Annotated in this window: 17 protein-coding genes; 8 read left to right on the forward strand and 9 right to left on the reverse strand. The window is 68.7% G+C overall.

Annotation, left to right across the window (positions count from 1 at the left end; genetic code table 11):
- Positions 1 to 121: 121 nt before the first annotated feature.
- The 3 genes from C1746_RS11185 to C1746_RS11195 are packed head-to-tail and all read right to left on the reverse strand — an operon-like array spanning position 122 to position 3,212.
- Complete coding sequence (locus C1746_RS11185; protein ID WP_116714660.1) at positions 122 to 706, reverse strand: TetR/AcrR family transcriptional regulator; 585 nt, start codon at positions 704 to 706, stop codon at positions 122 to 124.
- A complete protein-coding gene (locus tag C1746_RS11190) occupies positions 703 to 1,794 on the reverse strand; it encodes a DUF2855 family protein (protein ID WP_116714661.1) in 1,092 nt (363 codons plus the stop codon). The genes C1746_RS11185 and C1746_RS11190 overlap by 4 nt, the downstream gene beginning before the upstream one ends.
- On the reverse strand, positions 1,791 to 3,212 hold the full coding sequence (locus C1746_RS11195; protein WP_116714662.1) for an NAD(P)/FAD-dependent oxidoreductase: 1,422 nt from the start codon (positions 3,210 to 3,212) through the stop codon (positions 1,791 to 1,793). The genes C1746_RS11190 and C1746_RS11195 overlap by 4 nt, the downstream gene beginning before the upstream one ends.
- Before the next feature lie 119 nt (positions 3,213 to 3,331).
- Between C1746_RS11195 and C1746_RS11200 the strand changes: the two genes are divergently transcribed.
- A complete protein-coding gene (locus C1746_RS11200) occupies positions 3,332 to 4,654 on the forward strand; it encodes a serine hydroxymethyltransferase (RefSeq protein WP_205711813.1) in 1,323 nt (440 codons plus the stop codon).
- 75 nt (positions 4,655 to 4,729) lie between these two features.
- Here C1746_RS11200 and C1746_RS11205 read toward each other — a convergent pair whose 3' ends face one another.
- Entirely contained in the window at positions 4,730 to 4,933 is a 204-nt protein-coding gene (locus C1746_RS11205) for a cold-shock protein (protein WP_116714663.1), read from the reverse strand.
- A gap of 193 nt (positions 4,934 to 5,126) precedes the next feature.
- Between C1746_RS11205 and C1746_RS11210 the strand changes: the two genes are divergently transcribed.
- From C1746_RS11210 to tig, 3 genes are all read left to right on the forward strand, one after another.
- Positions 5,127 to 7,445, forward strand: coding sequence for a cell wall-binding repeat-containing protein (locus C1746_RS11210; RefSeq protein WP_162867638.1), 2,319 nt, complete (start codon positions 5,127 to 5,129; stop codon positions 7,443 to 7,445).
- Between the two features lie 87 nt (positions 7,446 to 7,532).
- On the forward strand, positions 7,533 to 7,724 hold the full coding sequence (locus C1746_RS22040) for a hypothetical protein (protein WP_162867639.1): 192 nt from the start codon (positions 7,533 to 7,535) through the stop codon (positions 7,722 to 7,724).
- Between the two features lie 73 nt (positions 7,725 to 7,797).
- Entirely contained in the window at positions 7,798 to 9,252 is a 1,455-nt protein-coding gene (gene tig, locus C1746_RS11215) for a trigger factor (protein WP_116714665.1), read from the forward strand.
- Position 9,253: 1 nt separating this feature from the next.
- Here the strand turns inward: tig and C1746_RS11220 are convergent, their stop codons facing one another.
- Both C1746_RS11220 and C1746_RS11225 read right to left on the reverse strand, forming a co-directional pair.
- Positions 9,254 to 10,483 carry a hypothetical protein gene (locus C1746_RS11220; RefSeq protein ID WP_162867640.1) on the reverse strand — a complete coding sequence of 410 codons (1,230 nt, stop codon included), beginning with the start codon at positions 10,481 to 10,483 and terminating at the stop codon, positions 9,254 to 9,256.
- 105 nt (positions 10,484 to 10,588) lie between these two features.
- Positions 10,589 to 11,860: a hypothetical protein gene (locus tag C1746_RS11225; RefSeq protein ID WP_116714667.1), complete on the reverse strand. Its 1,272-nt coding sequence runs from the start codon at positions 11,858 to 11,860 to the stop codon at positions 10,589 to 10,591.
- A 79-nt stretch (positions 11,861 to 11,939) separates the two neighbouring features.
- Between C1746_RS11225 and C1746_RS11230 the strand changes: the two genes are divergently transcribed.
- Together C1746_RS11230 and clpX are read left to right on the forward strand one after the other, a co-directional pair.
- Entirely contained in the window at positions 11,940 to 12,560 is a 621-nt protein-coding gene (locus C1746_RS11230; RefSeq protein WP_331334075.1) for an ATP-dependent Clp protease proteolytic subunit, read from the forward strand.
- 218 nt (positions 12,561 to 12,778) lie between these two features.
- Complete coding sequence (gene clpX / locus C1746_RS11235) at positions 12,779 to 14,038, forward strand: ATP-dependent Clp protease ATP-binding subunit ClpX (protein ID WP_116714668.1); 1,260 nt, start codon at positions 12,779 to 12,781, stop codon at positions 14,036 to 14,038.
- Positions 14,039 to 14,117: 79 nt separating this feature from the next.
- On the opposite strand, the gene C1746_RS11240 is transcribed toward clpX, so the two are convergent.
- The 3 genes from C1746_RS11240 to C1746_RS11250 are packed head-to-tail and all read right to left on the reverse strand — an operon-like array spanning position 14,118 to position 16,762.
- A complete protein-coding gene (locus C1746_RS11240; RefSeq protein WP_116714669.1) occupies positions 14,118 to 14,492 on the reverse strand; it encodes a hypothetical protein in 375 nt (124 codons plus the stop codon).
- Positions 14,493 to 14,528: 36 nt separating this feature from the next.
- Positions 14,529 to 15,437 (reverse strand): hypothetical protein, encoded by a 909-nt coding sequence (locus C1746_RS11245; protein WP_162867641.1) that lies wholly within the window; start codon positions 15,435 to 15,437, stop codon positions 14,529 to 14,531.
- Positions 15,434 to 16,762, reverse strand: a complete 1,329-nt coding sequence (locus C1746_RS11250) for a site-2 protease family protein (protein ID WP_162867642.1) — start codon at positions 16,760 to 16,762, stop codon at positions 15,434 to 15,436. Before C1746_RS11250 ends, C1746_RS11245 begins: the two co-directional genes overlap by 4 nt.
- Here C1746_RS11250 and C1746_RS11255 point away from each other — a divergent pair.
- Together C1746_RS11255 and C1746_RS11260 are read left to right on the forward strand one after the other, a co-directional pair.
- Positions 16,750 to 19,452, forward strand: a complete 2,703-nt coding sequence (locus tag C1746_RS11255; RefSeq protein ID WP_116714672.1) for a valine--tRNA ligase — start codon at positions 16,750 to 16,752, stop codon at positions 19,450 to 19,452. The genes C1746_RS11250 and C1746_RS11255 overlap by 13 nt on opposite strands.
- On the forward strand, positions 19,449 to 20,513 hold the full coding sequence (locus tag C1746_RS11260; protein WP_116714673.1) for a hypothetical protein: 1,065 nt from the start codon (positions 19,449 to 19,451) through the stop codon (positions 20,511 to 20,513). Before C1746_RS11255 ends, C1746_RS11260 begins: the two co-directional genes overlap by 4 nt.
- The last annotated feature ends 8 nt before the right edge of the window (positions 20,514 to 20,521 follow it).

The following is a 20,521-nucleotide window of genomic DNA, read 5'->3' on the forward strand; positions in this document are numbered from 1 at the left end:
GTCCAGCTTCGACATCTGGCTGCGATGGCCTCGCCCACCTCCTCCATCTGCGCGTCCAACAGGACCTTCCCGGCTTGCTGGACGACCTCCTGCTCCTCCTCGTCGAGCTCGGCCGCGGCGGTCAGGTGTCCAGCGGAGCCAGGAAGAGCGTGTTGGACCAGCCCTTTGCCAGGGTGATCGGATCGCCCAGGTCCGGTCCGAGGTTGCCGGTCCGCCACAGGGTCGCCAGTCCGTGCGCGATCGACCACGCAGCCACCGCGACCTCCTTGGCCTCCTCCACCGACGTCCCGGCCTGCCTGGCCGCCGACTCGAACAGGACCTTGGCGGCCGCGGACCTGGCGTGGCGCAGCGCCTCGTCGCTCTCGTCCAGCACGTCGGGCCGGAACATGGCCTCGAAGTGGCCCGGGTTGGTGGTCGCGAACCGCACGTACTCCACACCGGTCTCCCCGAAGCCGTCCTCGGCGACCACCCGATCCAGCCGGTCGGACAGCAACCGGAAGCCCTCAGCCGCCACCGCGGTGAGCAGCCCGGCCTTGCTGCCGAAGTGATGCCGGGCGGCGCCGTGGGTGACCCCGACGGACTTCGCCACGCTGCGCAAGGTGATCGAGGCGACACCCCCGGCCCCGATCGCCTGCACCGTCGCCTCGATCAAGGCCTCGCGCAGGCTGCCGTGGTGATACGGCCGCTGTGATGCCGCGGCGCTCACAGCTGCACGACGACACCCGAGGAGGGCGGCAGCGTGCCATCACGTACGTCCGGATACACCGCCTCCAACGCCTCGAGACCATGGCGCCGGTCCACGGTCATCCAGCCGAAGGTCGCCGTCGCCGCGTCGCGCAGGAACGCCGTCGACCGCCGATCGAACTCCTCCGGCCCGACCTGTGCGACCAGGTCCCGGATGTAGCTGGGTGCGAAGAAGTTCTCCTGCTCGGCCGGATCCGGCCGTGTGGTGACGCCGCTGGTCTCCTCCCAGTGCGTGATGCCGACCAGCAGGGTGTAGGCGAGGGCCTCACCCAGGTCGGCGCGGAGTTGGTCGGCAATCTGGGCGTTGCCGGCCATGTCCACGACAACCGTCGACCGCTGCGGCACCTTATCGACCGCGTCGTAGGTAACCACGAGGTCGTACAGCCCCGTCGAGGTCACGAAGTCGGCATTCCGCTCGGAGGTGAGGCCGATGATCTCCGGTGCGTCGGCCATCTGACGCAACGCGAACGCGAGACCGAGACTGGTCTTGGAGGAGGCGCTGACGATGACCACCTGCTCGGCTCCGTGGAAGTCACGGGTCTCCAGCCGATGTCCAAGGACGAACGACGTCATGTGCAGCGGGCCGAGCAGCATGGTTGCGTCGTCGAATCGCCGATTGGAGCCAGACTCGCCGGTGACCCTGCGGTAGCGGTTGTACAGCGGCGGGAGGGACTGTCGGTGCGCAACGCCGTCGGTCAGCGAGGTGCTCGAGACCCGCGTCGGCAGCATGAGGACCTCCTCGGCGGGCGGGAAGTATCCGTAGAGGCGGTCGCCCACCGGCACCTCGTCGCACCGCGACTCGACCACGTCGGCGAAGCCCCACACCGGGATGATGCCCCAGTTGCCGGTCTCGTCCGCGTCAGTCGGGAAGAACTGCCAGTACCCGAGCATGTCCCCGGCCACTGCGTAGGTGATGTTGTTCGCGGTGAAGGCGAACGCATCCACGCGGACGCGGACCTCGCCGGGCGCGAGCTCGTCACGTGGGATCGTGGCGACCTGCGTGTTCGAGTAGTCGTCACGATCGACGCGGAATGACCTGATCGTGCTCATGTGTGGACCTCCTCGGTGGTGGGCGCCTCCATGGCGGCCTGGAACTGCAGCAGCTTGGCCGCGGCCAGGGGTGCGGCCTCCCGGATCCGGTGGATGATGGCCCGCTTGTCCTCGTCATCCTCCCCGACGGACTTCATCAGGGTTCCTGCGCCGTCCAGCCGGTTGCCCGCGATCCAGGACCGGAGCGGCTTGTCCTGGCCCCAGTGGTACTGATTGACCAGGGCGGCGGCGGTGAAGCGGATGAAGTCGTCAGTTGTGTCGGGGAGTGGGACCAGTCCGCACAGGCGGTTCTTCGTCTCCTCGTCGGCGTAGGCGAGTTCGACATGTGCCACGAGTGCGGAACTGAACACCGGCTGATAGGGACGGACGAGTTGGGGCGTGATGAGGTTGCCCTGGAAGATCGGCTTGGCCCCCGGATCGACGATGGCTGAGGCGGAGCAGTCGACGTGCACCGTGTTCCGGGTCGTCGGGATCGCGCCACGCGTGAGGGCGACCTCATCGGGGGTGATGGCGGTGACGTGGCCCAGGCGTACGACGTCGGTGATCCGTCGCAGCTCCTCGATCTCGCGGTGGGAGACCGTCGCGCCGTGGAACATCTCCGGCTGGACCGACTGGTCAATCCGCAAGAAGTAGCCGCACGCCTCCAGCCGGTCGAACATGTCCTCGGGCGAGTCGGCCCGGGCGATGCTCTCGTACATCCGGGCCTGGGTCTCCATCGTGGTGAAGAAGAACTCGGGCGTCATCTGGGTGTTGCGCCGGTCGAGCAGCCAGGCCTCGCGTGAGACGACCCAGGTGATCCTGGCAGGGTCAACACCCTGTTCGAGCAACCACAGACAGGCATCGATCCCCGTCTTGCCGCCGCCGATGACGACGTAGCCGTCGGGAGCCTCACGGATGCTCGGCAGGTCGTTCAGCGGCATGAAGCGCACCCCGTCGGCCACCTCGAAGTTGGGCGTGTGGGTCTTGGGGACGGTGGTCTTCAGGAACGTGGCATCAACCAGCTTGCGGATTGCCGTGACCTGGTACTGCTCGCCGCTGATCAGGTTGACGACGTGGCCATCGCCTCGGTAGTCGCACATCGGAAAGTACTGCACGCGACCGGAGGGGAGGAAGGTGTGGCGCATGACATCATCGAAGTACGCGCTCACCGCTGCACCACTGGAGAGTTCGCCCAGTCCGTCGTTCAGCCCGCCCTGCTCCAGCCTCCCACCACTGAGTTCCTTCGAGCTGACGCCGTAGAACGACGCGGGCTGATGCAGGGTCACGAACGGGTAGGCCAGGTTCCAGTGCCCGCCCGGCTTGGCGTACCGGTCGATGATGACCATCGAGGCGTCGGACTCGGCCAGGATCACATCCGCGAAGGCCATGCCGACGGCACCGCTGCCCACGATCACGTAGTCGGCTTCGAGGTGATGCATTCGTCTCCTCCTGGGGTATCTATCCGATGGATAGATTAGGGCAGGGCTCCGCGATGTCAATGCGCCATGTCAGTGGATGGATTCACGCGTCCATGCCGGGCCGGCGTACCCTTCGCGGCATGGAGTCGACGGTCGCGCAGACACGTCTGGCCCCCGAGGTCCGGCCGTGGATGTCGCGGGTGGCCAGGGACCGCGAAGCCGAGATCCTCGCCGACCTGCCAGAGACGCTGGCGGGACTGGCGTCGAGCGTGACCAGTCTCGTCGAGGACAGCCGTCGGATCCACGAGCGGGACGGGCTGAACCTGAATCCCGCCACCAACGTCATGAATCCGGCAGCGGAGGCGCTTCTCGCGGCCGGTCTGGGGTCTCGGCCATCACTGGGGCACCCGGGAGAGAAGTACGAGACCGGCCTCGAGTCCGTCGAGCAGATCGAGGTGGTCGCCGCTGCGCTGGCCGGGCAGGTCATGGGGGCCCGCTACGCCGAGATCAAGGTTCCCTCGGGCTCGATCGCGAACCTGTACGCCTTCATGGCCACCTGCCAACCGGGCGATGCCGTGATCGTCCCCCCACCCTCCATCGGCGGACACGTCACCCACGACCGGGCGGGCGCGGCCGGTCTGTACGGCCTGCGCGTGCACCACGCACCGATCGATGCGGGCCGGTACACCGTCGACGTCGCTGGGCTTGCCGTCCTCGCCGAGGCGGTCAAGCCACGCCTGATCACCGTCGGAGGCAGTCTCAACCTGCTCCCGCACCCGGTAGCGGCGATTCGCGAGGTCGCCGACGCCGTGGGCGCCAAGGTGCTCTTCGACGCCGCACACGCCTGCGGGATGATCGCGTGGCAGGTGTGGCCGAACCCATTGGCGCAGGGAGCGGACCTGCTGACGATGAGCACCTACAAGTCGCTCGGCGGTCCACCGGCGGGACTGGTTCTGACCAACGACGTCGAGCTGGCCGAGCGGGTCGACCAGATCGCCCATCCCGGCCTGACCGCCAACTTCGACGTCGGCAACACCGCGGCCCTGGCCATCACGCTGCTGGACTGGCTGGCCTGCGGTCGGGCGTACGCCGCGACCATGGTCGCGACCGCGCAGGCGCTGGCGGCTGAGTTGGGAGCGCGAGGCATGCCCATCTTCCAAACGGACGAGGGAACGACCACATCGCATCAGATCGCGGTCGTCGCAGACAGCTTTGGCGGCGGCAGCTCGATGGCCCAGCGCCTGCGGCAGGCCAATCTGCTGGCCAGCGCGATCGGCCTGCCGGTCGGCGAGGGGCTTCGGCTGGGCACACCCGAGTTGGTCCGGTGGGGGATGGGACCGGGCGAGATGCCAAGGCTGGCGGAACTGCTGGCGGCAGCGTTGAGCGCCGACCCGACGGTCGTGGCCCGTCAGGTCACCGCGTTCCGGGCGCCCTTCGACGACGTCGGCTTCATCCGGGCCTGACGGCGGTCGGACGCAACGAGGCCCTGGAACGCAATAACGGCCGGCCCGGAGGCCGGCCGTCATCAGACGTCTGTGTCAGATCGTGCGAACTTCGCGAGCCTCGTCGCCCTTGCGACCTGGCCCGATCTCGAACTCGACCTTCGCCCCATCGTCCAGGGTCTTGTAGCCCTCGCTCACGATGTTGGAGAAGTGGACGAACACGTCGTCGCCTCCTCCGTCGGGAGCGATGAAGCCGAAGCCCTTGTCGGCGTTGAAAAACTTGACCGTACCTGTAACCACAGTTCTCACTTTTCTTTGTAGATGAGCCGCCTACATGACGTATGGCGGCTACCAGCGAGCCTACTGTGACGGATGTGACGTGGCCGCAGACCGCAACGTGGCACGCGTTCTGCGTATCTTTCGTCGGCCGAGCCCTTCTCCTATGGTGCGGTCGAGGGAACGGCTGCACACCACGTCTCGGAGGGAACCTGACATGCAACGACCGACCATCTCGATCTGCTTGGCTGTACTGCTGGTGATCACGCTGCTGCCCACGGTGGTGGGAGCGCAGACGACACCGGCAATCGCCCCAGGAGGTGGTGCAGGTGCTGACCAGCAGGGAACGGCGTCCTTCGACGGAGTCGGGCCGGCCATCGCCGGGCCGGAGTACATCCAGCCGATACCCGATTTTGCGTCGGCTCCGCGAGACACCAGGTTGATCGCGGACTCCGAAGGGCATCTCTTGGCCCAGGAGTTCACCACCGAGCGAGACGACAACATCCACCAGCTCGTGGCCCTGAGCGCCGCGGACGGGACGGTTGACTGGCGGCTGGAGGACATCACGATCGGCTGTCAGCCGGTGGCCACTGACGACGGCCGGATCTTCGCCCAACTGCATCCGAACTCCGCGACCGCGGGGGAGAGCAATTTCTCCGCCGACCCGGTGGAGATCGACGCCATGACCGGGCAGATCACCAACCGCTACAACTCACCCGACACCGACGAGTTCCCCCGCATCGGCCCGTGCCTCGATGGGCTGCGGTTGACCCCCGACGGCGTCCTCGTCGCCTACCAGCGCGTCGGGTTCGACTACCAGTTGGTCGGGTTCGACACGACCGAGACGCCCATGACGGAGGTGTGGCGCTGGGACGCCGAGGACTCCGACGACGTGGGAGCCGCGAACCGGATCGTCCTCTCCCCGGACGGTGGCACTGCCTACGCTGGTCGCCGCATCCGGGAGGACGACACGTTGACCCTCGCCGTGGAGGCCATCGACACCACGACTGGTGAGTCGATCGGGGGCACGATCGTCCCAGGCACCAGCTTCCTCGGCAATGGTGACGGCATGCTCCACTCGGGTGACCAGCTCCTGGTCCTGACCCAGTTCGCCGGAGGCTTCGACGACCCGCCGCGACTCATCAGCCTGAACCCGGACACCCTGGCGGAGAACTGGGTCGTGGAGGCGGTGGAGGACACACCCGTGGACGGGATCTCCCGGGCGGCGGTAGCGGACGGCGTCCTCGTCGTGCACACCGGTCGCGACATCGTCGGGCTCGACCCGGCTGACGGCTCTCTCCTCTGGGAGGCCGAGGCCTCCTCGTTCACGAACAACGCCGGGCAGATCGTCACGGACGCGGCGGGGCGCGCTTACTTCTCCTCCTTCGGCGGATCCCCACTGGAGGTGATCGACACCGTCACCGGCGCCTCCATCTTCGAGGCTCCCGACGCCGAGGATTTCCTGGGGACCGGTGTGACCGGCGAGGCGGCCACGTTGGGCCCGATCCTGGATGACGGCCGGCTCTACGCTCTTCACGTGCTCGTCGACGGCGGGACGGCGCTGGTGGCCTACGGGTCCGGAACCGCCCGCCTCGACGGCGGGACGGGTGACCCGATCGACATCGCCATCCAGCTGTGCCAGTACCTGTTCGGGGACGATCAGGCCCGGACTGTGGTGCTGTCTCGGGACGATGTCTTCGCCGACACACTGGCGGGGGCGCCTCTGGCCGGCGACCACTCCTGCATCCTCTTCACCCCCGGTGGGCCGGATGCGCCCGTCGATCCGCGAACCCTGGCTGAGATCCAACGGGCCCTGCCCGACGGCGCGACCGTCCGGATCGCCGGCGGCGTGAACGCGGTGTCCCAGCAGGTCGAGGACACCGTCGCGGCGGCCGGCTTCGTCATCGAGCGGCTGGAGGGGCCGTCCCGCATCGAGACGGCGGTCGAGATCGCCCGCATCGTCGCCGTGGAGGGTGCCGACCGGCAGCCGAACGGCGAGGTCATCGCGATGGTCGCTCGTGCTGATGACTGGCCCGACGCGGTGGCTGGGGGTGCGGCGCTGTCGGCTCAGGGCTCGCCGGTGCTGCTGACCCCGACGGATGGGCTGCACCCGGCGACCGCCGCCGCGATCACCGAGCTTGGCATCACCTCCACGATCATCGCGGGTGGGACGGCAGCGGTGTCGGATGCAGCGGCGAACGCGACCCCGAACCCGATCCGCGTCAGCGGACCGAACCGTCACGCCACCGCAGCGGCCTTCGCGACCGACATCTGGTCGGGCATCGCGACGGAGGGCGAGTTCGTCCTGGCCAACCTCGAGTTCGAGCAGGGCTGGGCACTCGCGCTGGCCGCTTCACCCCTCAGCGTTCGGATCGGCGCCCCCCAGCTGGGTGTCCGGGCCGACAACCTGCCGGTGGAGACCTCGGACTACCTGACCGCGCAGGGCGTGACCGACCCCGGTCTGATCGTCCTCGGTGACCTGACGGTGATCAGTGGCGACGTGGTGGATGCGGTGGAGGTCACCACAGGCCCCTAGCCCATGGGTGACATGGTGCAAGAAGCCTGCGTCGCGAGGACCTCCTGCACCATGTCACCCCATTCGGCGGGGGCCAGAATGGCCCGCATGTCCCTGAACCCGCCGCCCACCATCACCTGCGTGGAGTGCCGCGGCACCTGCCACCTCATCAGCCACACCCCGGACGACGGGTTCCAGCCGGGCGACTGGGTCGCCTACCGCTGCCCCGAGTGCCTGGATCGCTTCGACCTCCAACTGGTCGAGGAGGACGCCGACGAGGAGCCGTCCGACGCCTGGTAGGCCCAGTGCCACGGGCAGGGGAGCGCGTACCATCAGCGCTTCGATTTCCCTACCTCCCTAGGACGTATTACCCGTGGGCACCACCACTGTCGAGACCATCGACGAGACCAAGGTCAAGCTGGCCATCACCGTCGACGCCGCTGAGGTCACCGCCGCCATCGACGCCGCACATCGCAAGCTGGCCAGCCAGATCAAGGTCCCCGGATTCCGGCCCGGCAAGGCCCCGCTGAAGGTCATCGAGTCCCGGCTGGGCAAGGGTGCTGTCATGGAGGAGGCCGCCCGCGCCTCCCTGCCGCGGATCTACAGCGAGGCCGTGCAGGAGCTCGACATCGACCCCGTCGGCCAGCCCCGCTTCGACGTGGAGACCTTCAACCGCGGCCAGGATGGCGAGGTCACCGCCACCGTCGACGTCCGCCCGACGATCGAGGTGCCGGACTACGTGGGCGCCCAGGTCCCCCACCCGGAGTGGGAGCTGACGGAGGAGGAGCTGCAGCAGAACCTCGATGCCATGCGGGAGCGGTTCGCCGAGGTCGAGACCGTCGAACGGCCGGCGCAGGCCGGTGACCACGTCACCCTCACCCTCACCGGCAGGAACGCAGCCGGCGACGTCGTCGATGAGGCCTCGACCGAGGACTTCCTCTACGAGATCCCCGAGGGCGAGACCGACTCCGAGCTGGACAAGCAGCTGCCCGGCAGCAAGGCCGGCGACATCCTCTCCTTCCGCGACGAACTCGGACCCGACTACGGCGAGGAGTTGGCCGGTCAGACGTTGGACTTCACCGCCATCGTCAAGGAGGTCAAGGCCACGACCCTCCCCGAGTTGGACGACGACTTCGCGCTGACCGCGAGTGAGTTCGACACCATCGACGAGCTCATCGAGGACCTCCGCGAGCAGGCCGGCAGCGAGAAGCGGCAGATGGCCCGCGCGAACCTGCGTGGCGCCGTCATCGAGTTCCTGGCCGACCAGGTGGAGATCCCGCTCCCCGAATCGCTGGTGGAGGAGGAGCAGCGCTTCCGCCTCTCCCGCATCGCCCACCAAGCCGAACACAACGGGCTCACCTTCGAGCAGTTCGTGACCCTGGCTGCGGGTGGCGACCCGCAGGAGCTGATCGATCAGATCAAGGCCGAGGCGGAGCAGACCGTGAAGGCCCAGCTCCTGGTCGACGAGATCGGGCAGCAGGCCGAGATCACCGTCGAGCAGGACGACCTGGGGCAGGAGGTCGCCCGCCAGGCGATGCGCATGGGTCGCGACCCGCAGGAGATCGCCGAGATCATGCTGCAGCCCGACCGGATCGGGGCGCTCTACGCCGACGCCTACCGGCGCAAGACCATCGACCACGTCCTGGCACAGGTCGAGGTGACCGGCGCACCGCCGGAGGAGTTGGACGCCGCCGACGAGGACGACGACCTCGACGACATCGAGGAGATCATCGAGTCCAACACCGTCCCGGTCGAGGACGCACCGGACGGGGGCGCAGCCGACGAGGACGCAGCCGACGAGGAGGAGGACTCCTCTGACGAGGAGTAGGTCAACCGGCCTCGCGCACCGCGAGTGCCCGACAGGTGACCCGGTCGATCACGACATCGACCTCGAGGGCGACTCGGGCTGAGTCCGTGGAGAAGGCCCCGAAGAACTGATCGCTCCCGAAGACATCAGCACCCTCACTCAGGTACACGACGAAGGCCTCGTCATTGCCGCCCGACAGTCGGGGTGGCGCGGGGGAGACACACGGTGGCACGGACCGGTCTGGCGAGGGTCTGACGAGGACGCGACGCTCCACCTCGTCCCACCCGATCAACGTCAGCTGCTCTGTCTCGGTCCGCCGGAGTGACGAGCCGATCCACGCCGACGTCGGCAGGACCGCCACCCCCACGATGGTCCCGTTCTCGACCCGGACCGCCAGAGGGGTACCCACGCGGGTCGTGACCGTACCCGGGGCCTCCTCCCGCAGCCCCAGGTCCACACGGGCCCCAGCCACGTCGGCGCACTCCGGCGCGAACCCGCCGTCACGCTGCTCGCACAGTCGTGTCCGGCCGTCGGGCTCCACCTGCACGTAGGCCCGCACCAGCTGCCAGCCCTCACGGGTGGCGTCGAAGTCGTCCGCCAAACCGCCGTGGTGGAGCAGTCCCGACAGCCCGCCACCGGTCTCGGGATCGTCAGGATCGGGTAGGCGGCACCCGAGCGGTGGGCCGTTGCCCAGCTCGCCGCGGATGGGTGCGTCCCGGACCTCTCGGCTTGGCTCCCGTGCGTCGCCGATGCGCAGCGGATCGCCGGCGCGAGCACCACCGCCGGCTTCGAACCTGAGCAGGCGCAGGCCAGTGCGTGGGTCGTCTGCCCGCCCCAGCCGACCGGGGATGACGCCGTTGTAGCGCGTGCCGTCAGGTGCGAAGGACACGCCCAGGATCGGGTCGACGTACCGCTGGCCGGCGGCACACCACCCCACGATCCCCCCGATGGGCCCGGTGCTCGGCGTCAGAGCCTCGACCACGCGCACGTCTCCGTCGGTGGCTGCAACGACCCAGACGGGTGTGCCGTCGGGCAAGGTCCGAGCCACCACCTCACCACGGTCCGGCACCTCGATCACCTGCACCGGCGTCGACGGGCTGCGAAGGAGGAGCACCAGCCCAACCACGCCGACGACCGCGAGGAGCGCGATCGCGCCCTGAGAGAAGCCCCGCGGGTCAGGCGCGTCCGGATCCTGCTCGGCTGATCTCGGCGGGGCCAACAGGCCTCGCCGTCGCGCGGTTACCGCATCCACGACGTCCGGCCAGCCTGGTGGCTTCCCATGGCCCAACACTACCGCCAGCCCTCACCGGGATGTGATGGCCATGGCCGTGCAGGAGGCGGTGGGAGGAGCGGGGTCTCAGAGCGCGGTTATGGCCAGAGCGGTGCAGGTCACGGCGTCCAGCTCGACCTCCACCTCGCGGGGCGCTTCGGTCAGATCCAGCCGCGACAGGTCGAGGGCGGTGCTGGCGTCACCGACTGCGATGAGCGTGTCGGCGGAGACCGAGAAGCCGAGCGGGGCGGCGTCTTCAACCGCTGGAGCGGTCGGGACTCGGGGCGCCCGGTCAGCGCAGCGCGAAGGGCCGACGGTGTCGAGCTCCGCCACGCCGACGACCGGCCGGCCCTGGCTCGGAACGTTGGCCAGCACGCCGCGGACGGTTTCGATCCCTCGAAGGCTGCTGCCCCGCCATGTCGAGTCGGCCATGACGGCGACGCGGGCAACACGGCCGTCGGTGTCGAGCCGAACGGCCAACGGATCACCCAGTGCGGCGCCCGACCGGCCGACGTCGTCGGGCTCGAAGCCGAAGGCGACCTCAGGCGTCCCCGCGGCGTCGTCGCACGCCGTCGGGTCGTCCGGGCACCACCGGACGGTGCCGTCGGGCCCGACGACGACCCAGCCGTCGGTGATCTGCCAGCCGGTGCGATCGCCCTCGAGCGGGCCGGCGAGGAAGGAGTGGTCGACCGTCCGCGTGCCGCGCAGCTGATCGGCGAAGGCCTGCCCATCGGCCACCACGCCGTCGTCGCCCGTGCTGGCCTCCGCCAGCTCGCCCAGCGGCAGCGGGCGATCGGGCAGCCGACAGGAGCGGGGCGGCAGCGCCGGTTGCATGAAGGGGCGCTGCTCGACCTGCCACGGCTGGAGGGGTTGGATGCCGCCGACCACGATCGGATCCCCGGGCGCCTCGCGACCCTCGGCCAGGGTCATCCGGCGGTGGATCAGGTCGTCCAGGGCGGTGTGGTCGGCGAACGTGACGGACGGGTCCTCCCGACCGGCCAGGCTCGAGGGGACACGCCGTCCGCGGTGGTCGTACACCACACCGTGATGGGGGTCCACGAACTGGCTGGAGGCGCTGCACCAGGCGACCAGTCCGGTGATCGGCCCCTCCACCTCCGGCGTGAACGCCTGGATGACGTCGAGCGTCGGTGGGGTGTCGCCGAGCGCCGGGGTGCTGATGACGAACACCGGCGTCCCGTTGGCCAGGCGGTCGGCGCGGATGCTGCCGACGTCCGGGATCGGCAGGACGTCGGTGACGGTCGCACGGTCGGCGGACCGGGCGGCCACCACGACCAGGACCCCAACGGCTGCGATGGCGAGGACGGCGATCAGACGCCGCCGTGCTCCTGTGACCGCCATGAACCACGACGCTATCGTGGGCGGACGTCGGGCCTGACCACACGGCCCGACCAAACGGCCCCACCAACAGGAGCACATCTTGGAGATCGCCAACTACCTGGTTCCCACCGTCGTGGAGCAGACGAACCGAGGTGAGCGGGCCTTCGACATCTACTCACGGCTGCTCAAGGACCGCATCATCTTCCTTGGCACGCCGATCAATGACGAGATCGCCAACGTGATCATGGCGCAGCTGCTGCACCTCGAAGGTGAGGACCCCGACAAGGACATCAACCTCTACATCAACTCGCCCGGTGGCTCGGTGACGAGCGCGCTGGGCATCTACGACACGATGACCTTCATCAAGCCGAAGGTCTCGACGATCTGCATGGGCCAGGCTGCCTCCGCGGCGGCCATCCTCCTGGCGGCTGGTGAGCCGGGCAAGCGCTTCGCCCTGCCCCACGCCCGAGTCCTGATCCACCAGCCGCATGGTGGTGCAGAGGGCCAGTCGACCGACATCGAGATCGCGGCACGTGAAGTGCAGCGGATCCGCGATCTGCTCGACCAGATCCTGGCCAACGCCACGGGTCAGCCGAAGGACAAGATCACCGAGGACACCGACCGCGACTTCATCATGAATGCCGAGGAGGCCGTGGAGTACGGGATCATCGACCGGGTGCTCGAATCCCGCGCCGAGCAGGGCGACACGACGATGATGTGAGCCGGGCACGCCCGACTTGTCGGGCGAGTCGGGTCAGGCAAGTTGGGTTAGGTCGTGGCCTGCGCTGCCGATAGGAGTAGGGTCGCAACACACGAGGCTGTGCCGGTCGTTCACCCGTGATGTCACACCCCCGGGTTACGATGACGCTTCCACGCACGGACGAGGTCGACACCGTCCCGCGAGGCGGCTGACGACAAGAATTGACGTGAGGACACCAGATGGCGAAGTTCGGTGAAGGTGGGGACCTGCTGAAGTGCTCGTTCTGCGGCCACACCCAGAAGCAGGTCAAGAAGTTGATCGCCGGACCGGGCGTGTACATCTGCGACGAGTGCATCGACCTGTGCAACGAGATCATCGAGGAGGAGTTCGCCGAGACCCCCGAGGTCGCCTCCGGTGACCTGCCCAAGCCGCGCGAGATCTTCGAGTTCCTGAACTCCTACGTCGTGGGTCAGGACGACGCCAAGCGAACCCTCGCCGTCGCGGTCTACAACCACTACAAGCGGATCCGCGCCGGTGCGAAGCCGGGCGATGTCGAGATCGCGAAGTCCAACATCCTGATGCTCGGACCGACGGGGTCGGGCAAGACCCTGCTGGCCCAGACCCTGGCGCGGCTGCTCGACGTGCCGTTCGCGATCGCGGATGCGACGGCCCTCACCGAGGCCGGCTACGTCGGCGAGGATGTCGAGAACATCCTCCTCAAGCTGATCCAGGCCGCCGACTTCGACATCAAGAAGGCCGAGACCGGGATCATCTACGTCGACGAGGTCGACAAGATCGCCCGGAAGTCCGAGAACCCCTCCATCACCCGGGACGTGTCCGGTGAGGGTGTGCAGCAAGCGCTGCTGAAGATCCTGGAGGGCACGGTTGCCAGCGTCCCTCCGCAGGGTGGTCGCAAGCACCCGCACCAGGAGTTCATCCAGATCGACACGACCAACGTCCTGTTCATCTGCGGTGGGGCCTTCGCGGGGCTCGACACCATCATCGAGCGCCGGCTGGGCCGGACCGTGGTGGGCTTCGGTGCCGATCTGGCTGCTGACTCGGCGACGGCCGACCCGAGCGAACTGCACGCCGAGGTGCTGCCGGAGGATCTGCTGAAGTTCGGCCTGATCCCCGAGTTCGTGGGTCGACTTCCGGTCGTCACCAACGTCAACAAGTTGGATCGTGCGGCACTGATCGAGATCCTGACCGTGCCGAAGAACGCGCTGATCAAGCAGTTCCAGAAGCAGTTCGAGTACGACAGCGTCGAACTCGAGTTCACCCAGGACGCCCTCGAAGCCGTCGCGGACCTGGCCATCCTCCGGGGGACCGGGGCGCGTGGGTTGCGTGCCATCCTCGAAGAGGTGCTGCTCAACACCATGTACGAGGTGCCGTCGATGGATGACATCAGCCAGGTGATCATCACCGGCGACGTGGTCAACGAGAAGGCCAACCCGACGCTCGTCCCGACGAGCGAGATCGAGCAGCGCAAGTCAGCCTAGGACGGTGCTGGCCTGCGCGGACCAGCACTGGCGCGCTACTTCAAGTCGACCGGGACACCGACGTCCGCGGTGGCGGTGACTACTCGCGCATGACGTGGATGGCCGACTGCTCGGCCGGAGCCGGTGCGTCGGGGCGTCCCGAATCGTCCACGTGTGGCTCGCCCACCGGTAGTTCGGCGACCAGGTCCTTCTCCTCGTCGCGGCCGGACTCGTCGGCGTCGTCCATGATCGGGGTGGAGGTGGTGTCGGCCGGTCCGGCGCCGTCGTCGGGAACCTCACGGGCCAGCTTGCTGTCCAACGGCTCGCCGGACTCCATCTCCGCTTCGGTGGTGCCGTGGTCCAGGGAGGCCTGGGGCTTCTGCGGAATCTCGTCGGGGAGCTTCTCGGCATCCAGGGCCTCGCCGGGCTGGTCGGCGTCGGTGGCGTCGGTGACGGTCGGTTCGTGGTCGCTCATGCGATGGTCATACCCGGTTGGTCCGGGCCGACAACGTCACTCGGGCACCGTCGGATCGTCCAGCGCCCAACGGATTTGGGCCAGGATGCGCTGCTGGGCCGCTGTCAGACGAGATGACGCGACGTCAAGACCGGCTCCTCGCTCCCGGTTGGTGGCGTACCCGGTGCCTGACCGCTCCCGCGCGCTGATGGCGTCGTCGTTTGCGGATCCCCATGCCAGGCCCACCGCCGCTGCGCCGGCCCGGAGCGTGTCGTGTGGTGCCACCGACGCCGCCGCGTACGCGATCGTGGGAAGCCCCAGCCGGTCAGCGTCCCGACGCGTCCGGACGACCAGGGCCACGGCCGTCGCCGCCAACTCGGCGAACGGGTCCCCGACCAGGTCCTGACAGCCCGCGGTCGCGAGCGTCCTAGCCGCCCACGGCTGCCCCCGCCACCCCAGCCGGTGCCACGACGACACGACGTCAGCGGCGTCCCGCTCGACCACGGCGATCTGTCCGAGTTGTTGTGCGGCCAGCCACTCCAGCATCCGGCTGGCATGAACGGTCTTCACCAGTGGCCGGCCAGCAGCGGTTCCGGATGCCGGACCCGGCCACCACCCGGTCAGCGCACGCACCCACGCCGGCCCCTCGCCCTCGTCCAGCCAGCGGGTGCGGAGGTCCTTGCCCAACTGCTTGGTGATCCCTCGCTGCAGCTTCATGGCGGGGGTGGTCCGGTCGAACCCGCCCGTTGCCGCGGCCGCCCAGAGGCGGTGCAACTCCCAGTGCTGCGCATCACGCCTCAACTCCGGGAAGGCCGAGAGCCCTCGCTTCGCCCCCAGGGCGTGGACGTTCAGATCGTGGTTGTCCGGCTCGTGGATCAGGCGCACGTCCTCACCAGCCGCCAGCACCTCGGCGACCCAGGTGGACCCCGACCGGGGGACACCGGCCAGGATCACCGCCCCACTCACCGTGTGGACTCCATCCGGCCGACGATGTCCATCATGCGCGGATCGGCCCGGACCTCCGCGAAGAGCGGGTCGGACTCGAGCCGCCGGCGATCCGTCCACCCCCGGTCAGCGGCGGTGTAGAGCCAGCGGATGGCGCCGTCGACGTCACGCACCCCGGCCCGAGCCGCCGCGGCGGTCACGGCCGCTCCCCAGCCGTCGCCCTGATCCAGGTTCCACGCCCGTTCGGCGGCGTAGAGGCCTGACTCGAACCGACCGCCGGCGACGAGGGCCGACGCCGCGGTGGTCATGGCGTCAGCTGGCAGCTCGCCACCGGTTGTCTGCAGCAACTCCTCGATCTGGTCGTAGCTGCGGGTGCGCGCCAGCACGGCGAGGTACAGCCGGGCGCTGTCGGGGGTCGGTCGGTAGGTGTACTCCTGCGCCATCACCTCGACGGCGTCCTCGGCTCGGCCCTGGCTGAGCGCCTGCTCGGCGAGGGCGATCGAGTTGGCCAGCTCGTCGGAGAGGACACGGCGCGGCTGCTCTTGGTCAGCGCTTCTGGTGGCCGTGGACGAGCTGCCCGGCCGCAGTCGAGCCGCGTTGGCCACCGCCAGGAACACCACGATGAGGAGGAGGAAGATCTGCCCGTTCTGCAGGGCCCACACCCCGACACCGGCAGCGAACACCAGCCCGATCGCCGAGGTGATCCGCTCCGCCTGCTTGACGCCGACCAGTTGCAGTGTCGCCTCCAACGACTGACCGCCGTCCAGCGGGTACATCGGAACCAGATTCAGGATCCCCCAGCCCAGGTTGATGAAGATCAGGTCCACCAGGATCTGTTGGCCCAGCCCGCCTGAGACGAAGTCCGGGATCGGCAGACTGGCTCCGATCACCTGCCCCACGGAGGCGCCCCGGAAGACGCCCGGCTGCCACAGCCCGGAGGCGAACACGGCCAGGACGATCCCCGCCAGCGCGAAGCCGAAGAACGGCCCGGCCAGCGTGGTGATCAGCCGCTTGCCGGGCGAGAGCGAACCGGACGCGGAGGTCAGCCCACCCATCCCGTACAGGACCACCGAGGGTTGGCGACCGAAGGCCCGGAACGACACCGCGTGGCCCAACTCGTGCAGCAGGATGCCGACGAACACCAGGATGATCCACTCGATCAGGATGGTCCAGTTGACCGGGGTCGTCAGCGCGGCGCGTTGGAAGCCGAACAGGCCCATGATCAGCCAGAACGAGAGGTCCACCCGCACGGGGATGTCGCCGATTCGAAACCGCAGGCCACGCATCAGGGCCATCTTGCCGCCCCGGCCCCCCGGATACACTGCACCGCTCCATGGATTCGGCATCACCCCTCCACACCAGCTACGAGCCCGGCGACTTCGAGCAGTCGCTCTACGCCTGGTGGGAGGAGTCCGGGCACTTCCACGCCGAGCCCGACGACGAGGGTGAGCCGTTCGCGATCGTCATCCCGCCGCCCAACGTCACCGGGTCGCTCCACATCGGCCATGCGCTGGACAACACCTTCCAGGACGTCCTGGTTCGCCGGGCACGGATGCAGGGCAAGAACGCGGTCTGGCTTCCCGGTACCGATCACGCCGGGATCGCCGCGCAGATCGTCGTCGAACGGCAGTTGGCGGCTGAGGGGACCAGCCGCCGGGAACTGGGCCGCGACGCCTTCGTGGACCGGGTGTGGGAGTGGAAGGCCGAGTCGGGCGGCATGATGCTGCGCCAGCTCCGTCGGCTGGGGGCCAGCTGTGACTGGGACCGCGAAGCCTTCACGATGGACGAGTCCCGCTCGGCCGCCGTCCGCAAGACGTTCTGCGACCTTCACGAGCAGGGCCTGATCTATCGCGGCCTGCGGCTGATCAACTGGGACCCCAAGACCCGGACCGCGTTGTCGGACATCGAGGTCGAGCACGTCGACGTCACCGGCACGATGACCCACATGCGCTACCCCGCCGCCGACGGCGGGGAGGGAGTGATCGTCGCCACCACACGACCGGAGACGATGCTCGGCGACACCGCCGTCGCCGTCCACCCCGACGACGAGCGCTACGCCGACATGATCGGCACCACCGTCATCGTGCCGTTCGTGAACCGAGAGATCCCGATCATCGCCGACGAACACGTCGACGCCGAGTTCGGGACCGGGGCCGTCAAGGTCACCCCCGCGCACGACCCCAACGACTACTTGATCGGTCAGCGCCACGACCTCGAGATGATCGACGTGATGACCGACGACGCGGCCATCAACGCCAATGGCGGTCCCTACGAGGGAATGGATCGCTTCGACGCCCGCAAGCAGATCCAGGAGGATCTGAAGACCGAGGGCCTGCTGATCAAGATCGAGGCGTACGAGCACAGCGTCGGCCACTCCGAGCGCAGCAAGGTCCCGATCGAGCCGCGCCTGTCGGACCAGTGGTTCGTGGACGTCGGACCGCTGGCGAAGCAGGCGATCGCTGCGGTCTCCGACGGTCGGACCCGATTCGTTCCGGAGCGGAACACCCGCGGCTTCCTCGAGTGGCTGGAGAACCTGCACGACTGGTGCATCTCGCGGCAGCTGTGGTGGGGCCATCGCATCCCCGCGTGGTACGACGCCGACGGCGGGATTCACGTCTTCCGAGAGGACCCGACGCGCGAGCAGATCGAGGAGCTCGGGCTGACCCATCAGGACCCCGACGTCCTGGACACGTGGTTCAGTTCGCAGCTGTGGCCGCTCACGACGCTCGGGTGGCCCGAGCAGACCCCCGAGTACGACACCTGGTTCCCGACCACCACGCTGGTCACTGGCTACGACATCAACACCTTCTGGGTCTCGCGCATGCTGATGATCAGCCTCCAGCTGGTCGACGAGGTCCCCTTCCACACGGTGCTGAACCACGGCCTCGTGCGGGATGCGACCGGCAAGAAGATGTCGAAGTCGTTCGGCAACGTCATCGACCCGCTGGACCTGATCGAGGAGTACGGCGCGGATGCCCTCCGCTTCGCGCTGCTCCGCGCCGCACCACCCGGGCAGGACGTCCCCCTGGCGGAGGAGTGGGTCGAGGGCGGCAAGCGGTTCGCCAACAAGTTGTGGAACGTGGCACGACTGGTCGTGGACCGGACACGTGACGAGGCAAGGTTCCCCGCGGTGAGGTCAGGTTCCCCACCAGGAGGGCTGAGCGGACCCGCTGAGGCCCCGGGCGAGGCACCGACCCTCCCCGACGGCATCGAGTTGCGGCTGGAGGACCGGTGGATCCTCTCCCGCCTCCAGGTTGCCCAGCGCCAGGTCGATGCCGGCTACGACGCCGGCGACCTCGCCCCGGCCGCCCGCGGGATGTACCACTTCATCTGGGACGAGTTCGCCGACTGGTACCTGGAGCTGGCCAAGCTCCGCACGGACGAGGCTTCAGCGCAGGTCCTGGTCACCGTGCTCGACCAGGCGCTGCGACTGCTGCACCCGATCATGCCCTTCGTCACCGAGACGATCTGGCGGACGCTGCACGGCCTCAGCGACGCCGACACCGACGTCACGCTGATGCGATCAGCGTGGCCCACTGCCCTGCGTGAGGTGGATCCCGAGGCTGAGCGGGACTTCCAGACCCTCCAGGAGATCGTCACCGAACTCCGCAAGGTCCGTGCCCAGTACAACCTGGCGGCCAAGACCACCATCACCGTCGACGCCATCGCGAGCGGGCGCGCCGCACAGGCCATCGCCACGGGTGCGGACGGCATCAGCCGCCTGGCCGGCGTCGAGACCCTGTCGATGGTGGAGCAGGCCCCCGACGGACTGGTCGGCAAGGTCCTGGCGGCTGGTGCGGAGTTCTACGTCTCCTTGGTCGGACTGGTCGATCCCGCCGAGGAGTTGGCCCGTTTGCGCGGCGAGTTGGGCGAGGCCAGCGGTGAGCTGCGCCGAGCCGAGGGCAAGCTCGCCAACGAGTCCTTCGTCAGCCGTGCCCCTGACCACGTCGTGCAGGCCGAGCGCGACAAGATCTCCCACTGGACCGAGGTCGCCGACAAGTTGCAGACGCAGATCGAGCGCCTGGAGAGCTCGTGAGCCAACCGGACGTCCCGGACGGCCGCGCAGGTCAGCTGGCCGCCCACATCAACGCGCTGAACCTCGCAGGGCTCAGCTTCGCCACGAAGCGACTGCTGGGCAGCGACGCCTCGCGCGTCTCCGGCCAGTTCACGATGTGGGCCCGGCAGGAGCTGAACGGGCTTCCCTCACTCACCACGCCGCTGTGGACCGCGCTGGCACCGCTTGACATGGGTCGGCCGGCGGAGGAGTCTGCCGGGACCTGCGAGCGGGTTCTCCGCGGACGCCACGGCGACGCTGACGAGGCCATCGCAGCTGCCTCCCGCTGTGCCACGGCGGGGAAGATGGCCTTCGCCGTGTCGCCTGCCCCGGGCCCGGCCGGCGTCCCGGAGGACGTCGCCGCCCGACGCAAGGCGCTGATCCGAGGCGTCAAGGACTACTGGCGGGCGCTGGGTGCGGTCTACGACGAGGTCCGCGCGCGGGTTGTCACCGGGGAGTATCCCCGTGCGGTCCGGATGGTCGCCAAGGCCCAGTCGGCCCTCGAGCCGACCTTGCACGACATCGCTGCACTGGCTGCAGCGCTCGGCACCGGTGTGCCGGAGAGCGCCAGCGCGCCCGCCCACAGCGACATGCTGGAGGATGAGGCCGTGGTGGACGCGTCGCCGGTGCTCGAGGAGACACTCGAGCCCGCCGCCGCCGAGGCCCACGCCCCGCCGGCGCACGAGCGCGCACGCCAGGACGACGTCACCTCCGACGTCGAGACCTCCGACGACCCGCTCGGCGCTGAGGCCGACCTCACGGTCCCGGAGTCGGTGGCGCCAACACGTCCGCGGCGACAACCCACCCCCTTGGGGGCCCGTGAGGAGATCGAGGCCAAGGCGGAGGCGTTCGCCCGCGCCGGACAGGTCCGGCAGGTGAGGGACCAGTCCGAGGTCCAGCCGCGGCCTGTCGAGGTGCTGTCGACCAAGCCGGTCCGCAACCGGGTGTTCGCCCCCATCCTGTTCCTGATCGCCGTTGCGGGTGTCGCGCTGTTCGTCATCTTCAACGTGCTCAACGGCCCCAATCCGCTGGCCGGCAACTGACGTGGCCT

Source organism: Euzebya tangerina (assembly GCF_003074135.1).
In the GTDB taxonomy this organism is placed as follows: domain Bacteria; phylum Actinomycetota; class Nitriliruptoria; order Euzebyales; family Euzebyaceae; genus Euzebya; species Euzebya tangerina.